A 16,212-nucleotide genomic window follows, 5' to 3' on the forward strand; every position below is an offset into this window, starting at 1 on the left:
GATGATTGGCCGTTGTTGTCTTGAGTTTCGGCAATTTCTATCCCTTCGACTTCCTCTGCTTCAACAGATAACTCATCCGATTTTGGATTTTGGATTTTGGATTTTCGATTGGCAGATGATTGGCCGTTGTTGTCTTGAGTTTCGGCAATTTCTATCCCTTCGACTTCCTCTGCTTCAACAGATAACTCATCTGCTGCATTTTCCTCCTCATCTTCATCCTGGGCGAACCATTCGTCCCCCACATCTTCCAACGCAAAAGTCGCAGTCACGCTAGCTTCGATCGTACCGCGTTTGTTTTGGGCGCTGTTCACCAAATCCGGCAAACGTTCAGCCCGCATTCCCTTAGAACTCGAAAGTCCGAGACAAAACAGCAAAGCGTCGAGGATGTTGGACTTCCCAGAACCGTTGGGCCCGGAAACCACAGTAAAACCGGGCAGCACGGGAATGGCCGTCGTGCCGCCAAAAGATTTAAAGTTAGTCAGTTCGATCCGTTTAATGTGAACCATATGCTAGGAGTAGCTTTGGCTGCTTCGTGAAACTTATCTAAACTTGTCTAAACTCATTTTTAGACACAATTCGATTTCACTTCCTACGCTGTTGGGTAGACGGCTAATCCCAAGATAAGTAGGCTATTCCCCTCAAGCCGAGGGTTCCCAATTTAAAATATTCAAACTTGCGTTAAAATCCCGCTCCAAAGATATGCCACAAGTAGGACAGTCAAAAGTCCGAACGCTTAGTGGCATATCTTTTTTTGTGCCACAATTTGAGCAAGTTTTCGTACTAGGGAACCACTGGTCTACTAGCACTAAACTAGCTCCATACATAAGGCATTTGTAGTCGAGCTGACGTTTGAATTCGTAAAATCCCAGGTCAGATATTGCTCCAGCTAACTTATGATTCGCCATCATTCCTTGAACATTCAAGTTCTCAATCTTAATTAGCTTGAAAGTTTTAGCTAGGTAAGTTGTTAACTTGTGAAGGAAGTCTAAGCGAATACGAGCGACTCGTGCATGGATCTGACTAATTTTGTTGTAGGTTTTGCGCTGATTTCGAGAGCCTTTTACCTGTTTAGATGCTTGGCGCTGTAAAGTAGCAAGCTTGGTTTTCGCTTGCTTTAGCGGCTTTGGTGCATCAAAACTCTGTTGGGTTGATAGCGTGGCCGCATACTTGATGCCGACATCAATTCCTACAGAACCTTCAGACTGCCCACCGGGCAGGCGCTCTGCATCCACACAAAAGGAAACAAACCAGCGATTACCTTCTTTTGAAACCGTAAAAGTTTGAGAAATAAAACCACATTCTAACGGCTCAAAAAGTCGAAAAGTTCCCAACGTAGGAATCTTGATAGTGCTACCAGCGACTAACAAAAGTTTACCGTTAGATGAATCAACCGTAAAAGATTGACCGTCTCGCCGGCTGGCGAACTTCGGATGACCTGCTTTCCCCGAACGATATCGACTAAAAGCATCTTTTAAGTCAATCAAAGCGTTTTGATAAACTCGGCTAGACAACTGGTTCATCCAAGCAAATTCAGACGTTTTCTTGACGTGATTGGTGAGAACCTTCTTGACTTCGTTGAGTACCTTCGAGTCGGTAAATTTCCCCTCACTGTACATTTGAGTTCGCAGGCTCAACCCAAAATTGAAAACTACGCGCCGGAATCCTGCGTGTTTTGCCATCAACGTCGCTTCCTTGTTATTTAATTTTAGCGCCCGCTTGACAGCAAACATGAAACTTCCTCTCGGTGATTAACTGTGAATAAGTTTAGCAAAGTATTTGGCACTTAAGTTTTACTCTAGGTTGTTGTCACAGGTTAGCACAGGCAATGGGGCGATCGACAATGTGTTAACTTTCTAGCATTGTCGATCGAACAGATATCTTACACCTTTGTCAACAACCCAGCCGGCTTTTACTTCAAAAGATCGTTGACAAAGCTATAACATCTGTGATCCGAGCGACCGCTACAAATGAACGTAAATTTTGATACAGATAATTTCATGAGACTCGATCGACATTATTTATGCGATTAAACCTGAAAGCCTTACCCAGACTGAAGCTTGGCAAATATAATGCCGAGAATCCCTAATGTTACCCCTAGACATATAAAAACTTTCCGGTAAAATCGAACCAAAATTAATAATGTATAAAGTAACGAAGCGAATTATGGAGGGCAAACCCATTACACCAGCTCAGAACTCATCTAACCTGCCAGCTTCACCTGAAAGCGACCAACAAGTATTACAAATTTGGGGTCGCCAGCCCCTTAAAGGACACGTCAAAATCAGCGGCGCCAAAAACTCGGCCTTAGTCGTCATGGCAGGAGCCCTGCTATGCCCAGAGGATTGCCGTCTCCGCAACGTTCCCGGTCTAGTCGATGTCGCCCGCATGGGGCAAATTCTCTCGGCTGTAGGAGTCAAATTACAGCAGCACGGGGACGTTTTAGACATCAACGCCAGCAACCTCATAGACGCTCAAGCCCCCTACGAATTAGTCAGCCAACTGCGGGCGAGCTTCTTTATTATCGGCCCACTGCTAGCGCGTTTGGGATTTGCCAAAGTACCCTTGCCCGGTGGGTGCGCCATCGGTGCCCGACCCGTTGAACTCCACGTTCGCGGTTTGCAAGCCCTCGGTGCCGAAGTCCACATCGACCACGGCACCGTTCACGCTTACGTCAAAGGGCCGAACCGCCGCCTGAAAGGAGCCAAAATTTATTTGGACTACCCCAGCGTTGGCGCAACTGAAACTTTGATGATGGCGGCGACTCTGGCCCAAGGAGAAACCGTGATTGAAAATGCGGCTCAAGAGCCGGAAGTCGCAGATTTGGCGAATTTCTGCTGCGCCATGGGAGCAAAAATTCAAGGCGCTGGCACGAATACGATCGTCATTTCGGGAGTTCCCAAGCTGCACGCGGTAGACTATCCAATTATTCCCGATCGCATTGAAGCCGGAACATTTTTAGTAGCCGGAGCCATCACTCACTCCGAAATCAGTTTGTCGCCGGTAATTCCCGACCACCTGACCGCAGTCATTGCCAAATTGCAGACAATTGGGGCGAAAATTATTGCAGAATCCCCCGACATTTTGCGGATAGTTCCCGGCCAAACTCACTCGGCCACAGACATCGAAACTCTGCCTTACCCTGGTTTCCCCACAGATATGCAAGCTCAGTTTATGGCTTTGCTGACGCTGAGCGAGGGCGACAGCTTGATCAAAGAAACCGTGTTTGAGAATCGCTTGCGCCACGTAGCAGAACTCAACCGCATGGGCGCCGACATTCGCCTTAAAGGCAATGTCGCGATTGTGCGCGGAGTGTCGCGGCTGTCGGGTGCGCCGGTAGTGGCAACAGATTTGCGGGCTTCGGCGGCGTTAGTGTTAGCGGGACTTGCAGCCGATGGTGTCACCACCATCAGCAGCTTGCAGCATTTAGACCGCGGCTACGAGCAGTTAGAGGTGAAACTGCAAAAATTGGGCGCGAATTTGCGACGCGTGAAAGAGGGTACAGACCCGGCGACTGCTGAGGCTCCTGTCAATCCCGTGCGATCGGGTTTAAACTGTTAATTAGTCATTAGTCATTAGTCAGCAGTCATTAGTCATTAGGAAGAAGGAAAAAGGAAGTTCGGCAACGGATTCTGTAGCGGATGTAACGGATGTCAGGAAGAAGGAAGAAGGAAGAAAATTCCCAATTCCCAGTTCCCAATTCTCAATTCCCAATTCCCAATGACCAATGACTAATGACCAATGACCAATGACTAATGACTAATGACTAATGACTCAGGATTAAAATGTCGAACATACCGCTCATCGGTTTGAAAGCAGACCAGTTTCGCCACCCCCTAGACTTGGAAGCTACCAGCACTCTCAAACAACTGCCCGGCCTGGATTTGATGGTGCGGCAGTTGCTGGGACAACTGGGCGAACAGTTTTTCATGCTGGAAAATCTGGCTTCCAGCGTCCAAGTCGGGGAAAATCAATTGCCCCACCTGCATCAATTGTTGTTGGATGCCTGCAAAACTCTGGATTTGGAACCGCCGCAGCTTTATGTCCGCCAGCATCCGATGCCGAATGCTTACACCTTCGCGATGCGGGGAAAACAGCCTTTTGTGGTGATGCACACTTCTCTGATTGATTTGCTCACAGATGAGGAAGTTAAGGCAGTAATTGCTCACGAGTTGGGGCATTTGAAGTGCGAACACGGAGTTTACCTGACTCTGGCTAATTTAATTGTGTTGGCCGCCGGCCAAATTTCGCCGGTGGGAGCCGTGCTCGCCCAGGGTTTGCAGGCGCAAATGTTGGAATGGTTGCGGTGTGCGGAATTTACGTGCGATCGCGCCGCCTTGCTCGCCACCCAAGACCCAAGAGTGGTAGCATCGTTGTTGATGAAACTGGCAGGAGGTTCGCCGACTTTAGCTCCGAAACTGAATGTCGATGAGTTTTTGGCCCAGGCGCGAGCCTACGACGACCTCAGCAGCACGGAACTGGGAGAAATGCTCAAACAAGCTCAAACGGCTCAGTTGTCGCATCCTGTACCAGTATTGCGCGCCAGAGAGATCGATCGCTGGGCCAGTTCAAAAGATTATGAATCTTTGCTTGACAAAAATCGATCGGCGCTTTATGATGGTGAAACCGATAAAAAGGGCGGGTGGCGAAATTGGTAGACGCATCAGACTCAAAATCTGACACCTTACGGTATGAGAGTTCGATTCTCTCCCCGCCCACTACTAAAGAAGCTTAATAAATATAGGGTTTCAGATGATAAGTCTGGAACCCTAATTTATATTGGGTATCGGGCATTGGGCATCGGGCATCGGGCATCGGGCATCGGTAACAACAGTCATTAGTCATTAGTCATTAGTCGTTAGTCGTTAGTCAGTCAACAGTCAACAGTCAACAGTCAACAGTCAACAAATTTTATGGGTGAAATCGCCGCTTTAGGCGCTGCATTTGTCTGGGCTCTATCTTCCACCATCTGGCAGCGAGTGGGACAGCAAATCCCCGCAGTGGTGCTAAACTTGCTCAAAGGCGCGATCGCCCTTTTCATGCTCCTTGCCACTGTACTAATTTTAGGTAAACCCTTACCCGCAATCAACCCTAATATTTTAGCAATGCTGCTGATCGGCGGCGCCCTAGGAATTGGCATCGGAGACACCGCTTTCTTTATCGTATTAAAATATTTAGGCGCGAGGCGAACGCTGCTTTTAGAAACCCTATCTCCCCCTTTAACAGCTTTATTGGGCTTAATATTTTTGCAAGAAAAGTTATCGCCCATTGCTTGTACTGGCATTCTTTTAACAATCTGCGGCGTAGCGTGGGTAATTGCAGAACGAACAGCCGAAACAACCTTACCATCAAAACATCTTTGGCAAGGATTAGCCATTAGTTTATTAGGACAAACATCCCACGCCGCTGGAGCTATTTTATCCCGCGCCGCCTTCACTCAAATAGATATTGATCCCCTGTGGACTGCGGCTTTGCGTTTGAGCGGCGGCATGGCAGTTATGCTATGCTTTTTGAACCCAAAAAACCTTGATAGTTTCAAACAATTAAAAGCGCCAAAACTATTAGGTGCAATAATTATAGCAGCTTTTTTAGGAACCTATCTCGGAATTTTTCTGCAACAGACTTCGCTGAAATATGCACCCGCAGCAATCGCTCAAGCACTCAGTTCTACCAGTCCCCTATTTATACTGCCTTTAGCGGTGCTGGCGGGCGAAAAAGTGAGCCTTCGGGCTGTTGTGGGGGTAGTTGGTGCGATCGGCGGAATCGCCTTATTATTGGGTTTGAAGTGATGATATTTTAGAGAGAAGTGTGGCGTGTCGCTAAACAATCAAAAAATAGGCTCTTTCTTAGTTAGTGTCCTTAAATATTAGTTTAAGTAGCCAAAAACTCAACTAGGTCTGAATTGACTGAAAAAACGCATCATATCAAATCCGACAAGTTAAAATAAAACTCTACGGAGAGATTGAGAAGCAAATTGCAACCGATCGCCCGAAGTAAGAGGAAGTGATTTATGCTTCTCATACTTAGGTAAAACAACTGGCAGAAATCCGTAAGGATTTTGACCTGATTATCCCGTACATCACGCAGGTAACAGCTAATCCGAATACTTGAAGCTGAAAAAGTGCGATCGCCCTTACATCCCAAATTGTCAAAAAGCACGCGCGGCGCAGCTATCCCGTAGGGAATCGCCCTTATATTATTTAGAGAAGAAACGGCCCGAATAATATTTCTTCATCGATTCGTGAGAAATAATCCCATGACAAGATTCGTCTCTCGGCAAATCCCCTCTCGCTTCCAGCCAAGGCATTTCACTGCAAATCATTCGTTCCAAAGTTTCATCATCATACTCAAAATATGCCTCCGCAACTTCTTCGATAAATTGCCCAACTTTTTGGGGAATTTTCGGTTGTTCGATTTTCTCTGTAATGCGTTCCCAACTAAATTGGCGTTGATACTTTTCTAATAAATCAGGAATAACCGGCCCGTGAATCCCTGCTTGAAAATCTGCATCAAATAGTGGCTTTCCGTAAACTCCTAAATACCAAGCTTGAGCGTAATATATAAGTTTTTGTAGCTTGTAGGCGTTGATTGCTACATTAGTTTGGGCGGCTAACCAAATAAAAGCATTTGCAATATCTTGCTCACTCACTTTTACTGAATTACCGGGAACCGCAACAACTTTGAGTTGATTTTTGCCTATCTGTTCCAATAGTTCCGAAACTGACAAGTTAAATTCTGCGGCAATTTGCTCAACTCTTTGCCAAACTGGAGAACTCACAGTTATTTGATATTCATTTTTTGTTGAGATAGCTTCAGTCATAGCCGTCCTTATAGCTGACTTAAATAATTCTAGCAAACAGTGCGGAATAATGACTGACGTAATAGCGATCGCCCTTACATCCCAACTTGTCAAAAAGCACGCGAGGCGCAGCTATCCCGTAGGTAATCGCCCCTGCTTGACCGATCGCCTCCACTCTGGTTAATATACAAGAGTAAGCTTTGGAAAGAGTGCTTGAAACTGCCCAATTATGAAAGAGCAGTCGTTCCTGAAAAGAAAATTACCGAATATCTGCTCTCACTCACCCACCGCGACGGGAAAAGCAAAGCAAAATTTTTTTTACGGTTTGGCTTTTCAGTTGATGCTTGGGAAATCATGGCAACGGCCTTGCTGCGTCATGCCGCCGACCATGAATTAGCTAAAATTGAAGAATCTCCTTTTGGCAGTCGGTACGTTATTGAAGAAGAAATGCTAGCAGCAGATGGCAGAAAACCCTTTGTGCGTTCTGTTTGGTTTATTGAAACCGGAGGCGACACTCCCAGGCTAGTAAGTGCCTATCCACCAGATTAAAAAATAAAATGATTCAAGAACTTGACAGCATTGTTTTAACAATTGATATCCCAGAAAAAAAATTAAGCCAAGGCGATATTGGCACTGTTGTTTTAGTACATCAAGGTGGGGTAGGATATGAAGTAGAATTTGTTACCTTGACGGGGAAAACATTAGCTATTATTTCACTCTTTAGCTCCCAAGTCCGTCTCATAGGTGATAGAGAAATTGCTCACGCCCGGATGCTAGCTTGAGCCCTATCTAAATGGAAGCGAAAATTATAAGGAAAAATCCAAGCTTCACAGGCATCATTTACCAAGAAGAAGATATGTACATTGCCGAATGTCCTGAAGTCAGCACGGTTGACCCAGGCGAAACCATAGAAGAAGCGATCGCCAATCTTAAACAAGCTACAAAACTCTATCTCGAATAATGTCCATTATTAGAACCCCGACTTATTAAAGAAGCCGAGGCTCTAGCTACTCTTACAAATTGCAACTCATATCCCCAGATAATTGACTGAAACGCGCATTTTCCCGATAGTCTACCGGACAGTCAATCACGCAAGGGACATCTTGAGCAAGGGCTTCTTTCAGAATCGGAATAAAATCTGTTGCAGATTCCACTCGATAGCCTTTTAAACCCATACTTTCCGCAAATTTCACAAAATCGGGATTGCCAAATTTGACGAAATCGGAATGACCAAAATAATCTTGCTGCTTCCATTCAATTAACCCGTAACCGCCGTCATTAAATATCAGCGTCACAAAATTAGTACCGACTCGCAAAGCAGTTTCTAACTCTTGGCAATTCATCATAAAACCACCGTCGCCGGTGGCGGCTACTACTTTGCGATCGGGATAAACGAGTTTTGCAGCTACCGCACCCGGAATCGCAATTCCCATCGCCGCAAAGCCGTTGGAAATCAAACAGGTATTCGGGCGATCGCAATGATAGTGCCGCGCGATCCACATTTTGTGAGCTCCGACATCAGATATAAGAATATCTTCCGGGTCCAGGATTTGCCGCAAATCGTAAATGAGTTTTTGTGGCTTGATCGGGAAACCGTCGTCGGCTGCATATTGTTCGTACCCAGCCCGAATATCCGCCCGCAATTGCTTAGCAAAAGGGTCTACTTTCTCCATGCGATCGGCACGCTGCAAAATTTCATTGAGAGAATCAGAAATATCCCCCACAACTTCTATAAGAGGAATATAACTGCTGTCAATTTCTGCTGGCAGAGCTCCAATATGAATAATCGGAATTTTTCCTTCAGGATTCCACTTTTTCGGGGAATATTCAATCAAATCGTAGCCAACAGCAATCACTAAATCCGTTTCTTCAAAAGCACAGCTAATGTAATCGCGTTTTTGCAAGCCCGTCGTCCACAGTGCCAAAGGATGAGTGTAAGGAATCACACCTTTGCCCATGAAAGTATTAGCTACAGGGATATTCAATCGAGTAGCAAATTGTGTCAAAGCATCGCTGGCGTTAGCGCGGATCGCACCGTTTCCTACTAAAAGCAGAGGACTTTTTGCCTTGGAAATTGCCACAGCGGCTTTATTCAAGCTTTGGTAAGCGCCAAAAGTTTTTTCGCGGTTGTCTTTGGTGAGCGGATCTCCTTCAGCAGGCATGGCTGCGATGTTTTCAGGTAAGTCAATGTGAACTGCTCCCGGCTTTTCACTTTGAGCTACTTTAAAAGCTTTGCGGACAATTTCTGCCGTCGTGCTGGGGCGAACAATTTGAGCATTCCACTTAGTAACTGGCGCAAACATGGCGACCAAATCTAAATATTGGTGCGATTCTATGTGCATTCTGTCTGTGCCGACTTGTCCGGTAATTGCTATTAAAGGAGCGCCGTCTAAGTTGGCGTCAGCAACTCCTGTCATTAAGTTAGTTGCCCCAGGGCCCAAGGTGGACAAGCAAACGCCGGCTTTGCCGGTGAGACGACCGTAAACGTCTGCCATGAATGCGGCGCCTTGTTCGTGGCGAGTAGTAATAAATTTAATTGAAGAGTTTCTCAGGGCTTCTAGAACTTCTAAATTTTCTTCTCCGGGAAGTCCAAAGACGTATTCGACGCCTTCATTTTCTAAACATTTTACCAATAGTTGAGCTGTGTTCATTTCCGTTTCTCTCCTCGGTTAATGGTTTTTTTGTCTTTTTCAACCGATCGCAAAAATACTAAATGGGAATTTTTAACCGCAGATAAACGCAGATAAACGCAGACTTATGTAGATTTGTGCGATCGGTTGAGAGAGTGGGAGCTTATTTCACCCACACTGTTTTTATGTTAACAAATTCGTGCATTCCTTGGATGCTCAATTCGCGTCCGTAACCGGAGCGTTTGATACCGCCGAAGGGCAATCTAGGGTCGGATTTTACTAAACCGTTGATGAATACCGCGCCCGCCTCTAGTTCGGAAATAAATCGATCGCTCTCTGAGTTTACTGTAGTCCAAGCTGACGCACCCAAGCCAAAAGATGTGCTATTTGCGAGTTCGATCGCCTCCTCGATGCCTGCAACCCGGAATACTAAAGCTACGGGCCCGAAAAATTCTTCTTGACGGGCAGAGGCATTCGGCGGAATATCTGTCAGAATAGTTGGCAAGTAGAAATTGCCGGCTTTCTCTGACAATGGGCGGCCACCTGTCAGAATTTTTGCTCCCGATTGGATGCAATTTTGCACTTGATTGTCCAAGTCTTTGAGGATGGCGGGAGTAGCTAAAGGGCCGATATCGGTTTCTGGCAACATCGGATCGCCTACTTTTAATTGCTCGAATTTTTCGACAAATCCTGTGATGAATTCGTCGGCTATCTCTTCTGCTAAAATAAAGCGTTTGGCGGCGATGCAAGATTGACCGTTATTGAGCATCCGGGATGTCACAGCAGTTGATAAAGCTGCTGCTACATCGGCGCTCGACATCACAATAAATGGGTCGCTTCCTCCCAATTCCAGCACTACTTTTTTCAAATTTTTGCCCGCATTTGCTGCCAAACTTTCACCCGCTGGTTCGCTACCGGTGAGGGTTGCTGCTTTTATACGATCGTCCGCAACGATATTGGCTACTTTGTCGGCGCCCACTAACAAAGTTTGAAAAACGCCTTCGGGAAAGCCAGCTTCCCTGAAAATTTCTTCGATTTTCAAAGCGCACTGAGGCACGTTGGAAGCGTGTTTAAGCAAGCCGACATTGCCCGCCATCAGCGCCGGCGCCGCAAACCGAAAAACTTGCCAAAATGGGAAGTTCCACGGCATAACGGCTAAAATAGCGCCTAGCGGTTGGTAGCGGACAAAGCTGCTGCTAGCGTCAGTGGTTGCCGGTATGTCTGCCATAAATTGAGCGGCATTTTTGGCGTAATAGCGACAAACTAAGGCGCATTTTTCGACTTCGCCGATCGCAGATTTGAGCGTTTTACCCATTTCCAGAGTCATCATTTCAGCGTAAATTTCGCGATCGCGCTCCAAGATGTCTGCAGCTTTCTGCATCCACAGAGCTCTCTGCTCAAACGGCAGTTGGCGGTATTTTTTAAAAGCTTGCTGTGCTAATTCCAGCTTAGCTTCGATTACCTCATCCGCGATCGGCTCGAAAGTTTTCAGCGTTTCTCCCGTTGCCGGGTTGATAGTAGCAATAGCCATTGTTTCATCTCCTGTGTGAAAAACACAAAACTCCCTGCTAGTTTTGAGCCGAGGCAGGGAGTTGTATCAAGGTATTACAAAATAGGAATTTACCAGCCACGTTTTCTTTCAGATTTTGCTAAGTTGCAAGTGCCGCGATTTGTTTAAATTTCTCTACTTTTTATTATAGTTCAGAGTCTCGATCGCAAATCTTAAGAAAATTTGTCTTTCTGAAATCACGCACAAATCACCAGAACACGCTAGACGGCCTGTTCTGTTCCACAAAAGTTAAATGTTCTTCTGGGGCGTCCCGCCCGCCCCAGACAGCTTGATTCACAATTAAAGGTGCAAGATGGAGGAAATATAAATATCTGATCGGGTGTCCCGCCCGCCTTGCATTCTCAAGAACAGGCCCGACGGCCTGTTCCACTAAACATTTCTCAATTCCTCTCCCTCAAACAGACTGTTCCTGAACGTAATCCTGCACGTAAGACTGATAGTAATACCTGCTGCCTTTATCGTTATTCGCCACCATTCCCAACAGCGGAATTCCCGCCATTTTCAAATCTTCAAAAGCCAACAACAGCGCCTCCCGCTCAGTTTGATGCAGCCCCACTACCAGCATCAATCCGTTAGTGTGAGCCGCCAACAAATTCGCATCCGCCAAACCCAAAAGTGGTGCAGTATCGTAAATAACTAAATCAAAATGACTTGACAAAGCTGCCATTAAATGCTGCATTTTTTTGGAAGAAAGCACCTTTGTGGGATCGAAAGGAACCGGGCCGGAAGTTAACACAAACAAATTTTCATCGCGGGGCGATCGCACAATCACCTGTTGCACATCCAGATCATCAGCAATCACATTGTGCAAGCCTTGCCAATTCGGTAAACCCAGCATTTCGTGTACCTGCGGGCGCCGTAAATCCCCATCCACCAACAGCACTTGCTGCCCCATTGCAGCCGCCGCCCGCGCCAGATTGACTGCTACCGTAGACTTGCCATCACCTACTTGACAAGAAGTAATTACACAAGAATTGATCGGAGTATCAACGTTTAGTAAGCGAATATTCGCATTGAGCGATCGAAAAGCTTCCTGAAAAGCATCCGTCGGCATCGGCGAAATTGCCACATCCACCGGGCTTGTCTCAGCAGGAGGAAGTCTCAAAATTTTATCGCTAGCAGGAATTACCCCCAACAAAGGCAGGCGAATCGACTGTTTAACATCCTCTGGAGTTTGGAACACCGTTTTATTTTTAAACCGTTCCGCCAACTGCGCCGCCAGCATACCAAACAGCATACCAGCCAATCCCCCCAAAGCCAAATTCAAAGGCATAATCGGAGCAACAGCCATCAACTCGCCATTTTTGTAACGCGGAATTTCAGGCTTAGCAATAACTTCCCAAGCCACCTCTTTTTTGCCCACAGCTTCAAGCTGCAAAGCTTGCTGTTTTGCCAGCAAACCATTCAGCGTATTGTTAGTCACGTCCAACTCGCGCTGCAAATCGGAATAGCGCCGCAAAATCACCGGGAATTTTTGAGAGTATTGATTCAACTGCTTAGCAGCTTGTTCCAAAACTTGATTCCGCACGCCCAGCACCTGAATTAAATTAGCAGTACCGATAAACTGCTCGATTAACTTAATCCGCACCGGATCTTGAAAAGCCAGCACTTGTGAATTTACCTTAGCCAAATCAGTTCCCAGAACTTGTTGGGCTTCTTTCTTCAATAAAGGAATCAGGTTTTTGCGCTGTTCTCGCAACAATTGCATTTGCGGAGTTTCGTCTGTAAACGTAGCCGAGTTAATCGCAATTTGCCCTTCTAATTGCTGCAATTGAGTCAGCATCCCTTGATAGCGGGGAGCTTGACTCAGAGCCGAGGCCATCAGCGCTTGCTTCTGGTTTAATCCAAGCTGATTTTGCAGATTGGAATAGAGCAATCTCTGCTGATTGAGCTGCGTTTGCGCTTCCAATCTTTGCGTTTGAAGTTCACTGATTTGCTGCGCGAGTTGTTGCGTTTGAATTTGCGGGTCGATGAAATTGTACTGCTGCCGCAACTTTTGAATTTCTGTTTGCAGAGCTTGTTGGCGTTTTTGCTGATTGGGAATTTTCGATTTTACAAAATCCAGAGTCTGACTAATTTGAGTTGTGGTATCTTGCACGCTGTAGTTGCGGTAGCCTAGCGCAACTTTTTCCAAAACAAACTGAATTTTTTTCGGATCGTAATCCCGATATCTAACTTCGATAATCTTGGTATTTTTGAATCGATTAATTGACAACCTAGTTTCCTGAGAAAACGGCAAATTATCTGCTTTTTGGTTCAAGAGGTAGTTGTAATTTATGTCAGGATACTTAGCCTGCAACTCTTTAACAATCGGCGCCATTACTTGCGGGCTTTGTAAAACTTGAATTTGCGATTCGTAGTCAAAACCAGCATTTTCTGTCGTCGCGGGCGCCGCTGGTTGCAGTTTCAGCTCACCCGAGTAAATTTTGGCTAAAGTATTTTGCGTAACGGCTGGTTCTACTAATAATTGAAAGCGCCCTTCGTACTCGCTTTTTTGATTCAGTGTCCAGGCGAAAACTCCGGTAGTCACTGCCGCTGCTACGCCGATTACTAAGATGGAGCGACTGCGGCAAACTTCCCAAAAAGTTAACTCTTCTGTCTCGGTTTTGTTGCTGCCTAAAAATTGATCTTCTCCATAAAGCCCAGAAGACATTTTTTGCAAATCAGCGGCTTTTTTATGATTAAACAGTGCTACTTGAGATTGTTTCCCTGGTTTCATTTGATTTCTACAACTTATTAGTTTAAACGTCTGTATTGGTGGCGGAGTTTCAGGAAATCGGTTGATTCCTCGATATTGCATTACCAAACCGCAATATTTTCTCTAAATCGGGTTTTTGAGGTCTTAATGCCAGTTTATTCAAATCACCGAAAAATATCGAACAACCGAAATATTCCTAACAGCGGGCTGAGAGGAGCGAGAGTCCCTCCTACATTATCCGAGAACGTAGCGCGACCCGATCGCCTTACCATAATTACATCATTATTTTTCAGTTTGGGATTAGTTTCTTCATTGGCAGTTGCAGAAAAATCCACCTTAACAGTTAGCTGCGAAACGGTGCCGTTAGGATTGAGGCGAATTAAATTCACCGAATCCATTTCTGCCCGCGCTTTATTAAAACCTCCCGCTGCTACCAGCGCTTGATTTAAAGTAGTGTTGGGCACCACCGCAATCGTTCCCGGTTTCACGACTTCTCCTACAATGTTCACCCTAATCGTATCCGGTGAAAAATTAGAATTAGCAACTTGTTCGTCTTGGGTTTCATCGAGGTTTTCGGCTTTGGGGACGATTACTGTATCTCCCTGTTGTAGCGCTAAATCTTGGGATACATCTCCCCCTTCCAAAAGTTGCCACAAATTGACATTAATAATTTGTTCTGTACCCGCCCGCGTCAGGCGGCGAACTTGTATTTGTCGGATATCAGCTACCGGCGTAATGCCGCCCGCCATTTTAATTGCCCTCGTTACAGTTTGCTGCAAAACACTTTCCCCGCCGTTGGTTTCGCTGGCAGCAAACAAACCAGAATTTTCACCCATTTCATTCTCTTGTACCCTACTTTGAGCCTCTTTTGTCAAAGTATAAGTACCGGGGCGAGTTACTTCGCCCACCACAGCAATATTAATTGGTTGAGTGCTTTGTCCGGTAATGTTAGCTACTGCTAAAGTCGGTGCTTCTTGGCGGTTGAGGCTAGTTACAGTGGGAATAAATATAGTATCGCCGTCGCGCAAAGTCATATCGGCCCGCAAATCGCCGTTTTGCAATAATTCCCACAAATCCACACTAATAATTTGTTCCGGTGCGTTGCGCTGGGGGCGGCGGATTTTGATTTGTCGCACGTCTGCTGACTGGGTAATTCCGCCTGCCATTCGCAGAGCCCGCGATATCGTTGGCATTTGAGTTCCCATTTGCTCTGCTGTGCCTCCGGGGCCTGCTGCTGAGGATATTGTATAGGCTCCGGGGCGGTTGATTTCGCCCGCGATCGCAATTTGCAAAGGACGCGGCGCCAGCAGTTTCAGGGTAATCCAAGGGCGTTTGAGGTATTTGCCGTATTTGTCTTTAACAGCATTAGAAGCTTGTTCTAGGGTCATCCCGTACACCGAAACGCTGCCAATTAACGGCAAACTCAGGGAACCGTCGGCCTGTACTTGGTGTTGACCGTTGGGGCCGCTGTATTCCGGGACGTTGAAGATGTCCATTTGAATACGATCGCCCGCGCCTAAAGTGTAAACTTCCGATCGTACACTTGAAGGTTCAGTTGCCGGAAATCCCGGAAATCCCGGCGCTGCGGGTACTGGTACAGGAACAGGAGAACCCGCATCCGCAGGAGGAGGAGGAGGAGGCATAAACTGGGCCGCTGCAGGAGATGAACCCACCGCCGCCAGCACTGACACTGTTAAACTTTGAATCATTAAACTTTTGACAGCATTGCTTGCCCAATAACTTAGCTTGCAGCTTTTGCTGGAAATGTCTCCCTGAGCCCCTCTTCTTGCAGGAAATGGGAGAAATTCTTCACCCTCCCTCTCCGCGAAGGGAACACAAGGGTGAGCTTTTTTCTCAAGTTGCACGCCGTGCGAATAACTTTTCACCACCATCGCTTTTTGCCCCTATCCTCATCCAACCCCGCCAACATCAAATGTAACCCAACTGTTCTAACTTGGTCAGAACTTTTTTAACACTCTCTTCCACAGTTTCTCGCTCTGTGTAACAAATAATCTCAGGATTAAGCGGTTCTTCATAAGGATCGTCAATTCCCGTAAAACCCTTAATTTCTCCTGCTCTCGCCTTAGCGTATAACCCCTTGACATCGCGACCTTCGCACACTTCTAACGGCGCTGTGATATATACTTCAACAAAATGGGGCTCCATTGCTCTAATTTCGTCGCGAATTGCTCTGTAGGGGCTAATAGCTGCGGTCATTACGGCTACTCCATTGCGGCTCAGCAGGTGAGCTACAAATCCAATCCGCCGAATATTAGTATCTCTGTCTTCTTGGCTAAATCCCAAACCTTTTGACAAGTTGGTGCGAACGACATCTCCATCTAATATTTCCACTTTGCAACCTCTTGCCTTCAATTCAGGTTCGAGAGCTTTGGTGATAGTTGTCTTGCCGGAACCGCTCAGCCCGGTGAACCACAAAATAAAACCTTTTTCCATTTTCAATTGCTTGGTTAGTAGTGAGTAGTGGGGAAATTACGCGACGTATGACTTTAGTGTCCCG

General features: G+C 46.2%; 14 protein-coding genes and 1 tRNA gene. 7 read left to right on the forward strand and 8 right to left on the reverse strand.

The window, feature by feature from the left end:
* Together QT973_RS07350 and QT973_RS07355 are read right to left on the reverse strand one after the other, a co-directional pair.
* Positions 1 to 506: AAA family ATPase (locus QT973_RS07350; protein WP_333240709.1), on the reverse strand; the 506-nt coding region annotated here is incomplete at its 3' end.
* Positions 507 to 638: 132 nt separating this feature from the next.
* Positions 639 to 1,730, reverse strand: coding sequence for an RNA-guided endonuclease TnpB family protein (locus tag QT973_RS07355; RefSeq protein ID WP_333053367.1), 1,092 nt, complete (start codon positions 1,728 to 1,730; stop codon positions 639 to 641).
* Positions 1,731 to 2,139: 409 nt separating this feature from the next.
* On the opposite strand from QT973_RS07355, the gene murA reads away from it, so the two are divergent.
* The 4 genes from murA to QT973_RS07375 all read left to right on the forward strand — a co-directional run bounded on the left by murA (position 2,140) and on the right by QT973_RS07375 (position 5,786).
* Positions 2,140 to 3,558, forward strand: coding sequence for a UDP-N-acetylglucosamine 1-carboxyvinyltransferase (gene murA, locus QT973_RS07360; protein WP_333053368.1), 1,419 nt, complete (start codon positions 2,140 to 2,142; stop codon positions 3,556 to 3,558).
* Positions 3,559 to 3,782: 224 nt separating this feature from the next.
* Complete coding sequence (locus QT973_RS07365) at positions 3,783 to 4,655, forward strand: M48 family metallopeptidase (protein WP_333053370.1); 873 nt, start codon at positions 3,783 to 3,785, stop codon at positions 4,653 to 4,655.
* Positions 4,634 to 4,715: transfer RNA gene (locus QT973_RS07370), tRNA-Leu, on the forward strand. Before QT973_RS07365 ends, QT973_RS07370 begins: the two co-directional genes overlap by 22 nt.
* Positions 4,716 to 4,910: 195 nt before the next feature.
* Positions 4,911 to 5,786 (forward strand): DMT family transporter, encoded by an 876-nt coding sequence (locus QT973_RS07375; protein WP_333053371.1) that lies wholly within the window; start codon positions 4,911 to 4,913, stop codon positions 5,784 to 5,786.
* A 407-nt stretch (positions 5,787 to 6,193) separates the two neighbouring features.
* Here the strand turns inward: QT973_RS07375 and QT973_RS07380 are convergent, their stop codons facing one another.
* Positions 6,194 to 6,817 carry a type II toxin-antitoxin system antitoxin SocA domain-containing protein gene (locus QT973_RS07380; protein WP_333053372.1) on the reverse strand — a complete coding sequence of 208 codons (624 nt, stop codon included), beginning with the start codon at positions 6,815 to 6,817 and terminating at the stop codon, positions 6,194 to 6,196.
* Positions 6,818 to 7,009: 192 nt separating this feature from the next.
* Here QT973_RS07380 and QT973_RS07385 point away from each other — a divergent pair, with 192 nt between their 5' ends.
* From QT973_RS07385 to QT973_RS07395, 3 genes are read left to right on the forward strand one after another with little or no spacing between them, the layout of a single operon-like run.
* The gene (locus QT973_RS07385; protein ID WP_333053373.1) at positions 7,010 to 7,345 is read left to right on the forward strand and encodes a DUF6883 domain-containing protein; all 336 of its coding nucleotides are present in this window, start codon (positions 7,010 to 7,012) and stop codon (positions 7,343 to 7,345) included.
* Positions 7,346 to 7,353: 8 nt separating this feature from the next.
* Positions 7,354 to 7,578 carry a DUF4926 domain-containing protein gene (locus tag QT973_RS07390; RefSeq protein ID WP_333053374.1) on the forward strand — a complete coding sequence of 75 codons (225 nt, stop codon included), beginning with the start codon at positions 7,354 to 7,356 and terminating at the stop codon, positions 7,576 to 7,578.
* A gap of 11 nt (positions 7,579 to 7,589) precedes the next feature.
* On the forward strand, positions 7,590 to 7,757 hold the full coding sequence (locus QT973_RS07395) for a type II toxin-antitoxin system HicB family antitoxin (RefSeq protein ID WP_333053375.1): 168 nt from the start codon (positions 7,590 to 7,592) through the stop codon (positions 7,755 to 7,757).
* Positions 7,758 to 7,809: 52 nt separating this feature from the next.
* Here the strand turns inward: QT973_RS07395 and QT973_RS07400 are convergent, their stop codons facing one another.
* The 5 genes from QT973_RS07400 to cysC form a co-directional block, all read right to left on the reverse strand.
* Entirely contained in the window at positions 7,810 to 9,447 is a 1,638-nt protein-coding gene (locus QT973_RS07400) for an acetolactate synthase large subunit (protein WP_333053376.1), read from the reverse strand.
* 142 nt (positions 9,448 to 9,589) lie between these two features.
* The gene (locus QT973_RS07405; protein ID WP_333260228.1) at positions 9,590 to 10,957 is read right to left on the reverse strand and encodes an NAD-dependent succinate-semialdehyde dehydrogenase; all 1,368 of its coding nucleotides are present in this window, start codon (positions 10,955 to 10,957) and stop codon (positions 9,590 to 9,592) included.
* A gap of 433 nt (positions 10,958 to 11,390) precedes the next feature.
* Positions 11,391 to 13,715 carry a polysaccharide biosynthesis tyrosine autokinase gene (locus QT973_RS07410; RefSeq protein ID WP_333210362.1) on the reverse strand — a complete coding sequence of 775 codons (2,325 nt, stop codon included), beginning with the start codon at positions 13,713 to 13,715 and terminating at the stop codon, positions 11,391 to 11,393.
* Between the two features lie 143 nt (positions 13,716 to 13,858).
* Entirely contained in the window at positions 13,859 to 15,586 is a 1,728-nt protein-coding gene (locus QT973_RS07415; protein WP_333053382.1) for an SLBB domain-containing protein, read from the reverse strand.
* Between the two features lie 37 nt (positions 15,587 to 15,623).
* Entirely contained in the window at positions 15,624 to 16,148 is a 525-nt protein-coding gene (gene cysC, locus QT973_RS07420) for an adenylyl-sulfate kinase (RefSeq protein WP_333053383.1), read from the reverse strand.
* Positions 16,149 to 16,212 lie beyond the last annotated feature (64 nt).

Origin of the sequence: Microcoleus sp. Z1_A1 (assembly GCF_036700305.1) — a bacterium.
Taxonomy (GTDB): domain Bacteria; phylum Cyanobacteriota; class Cyanobacteriia; order Cyanobacteriales; family Microcoleaceae; genus Microcoleus.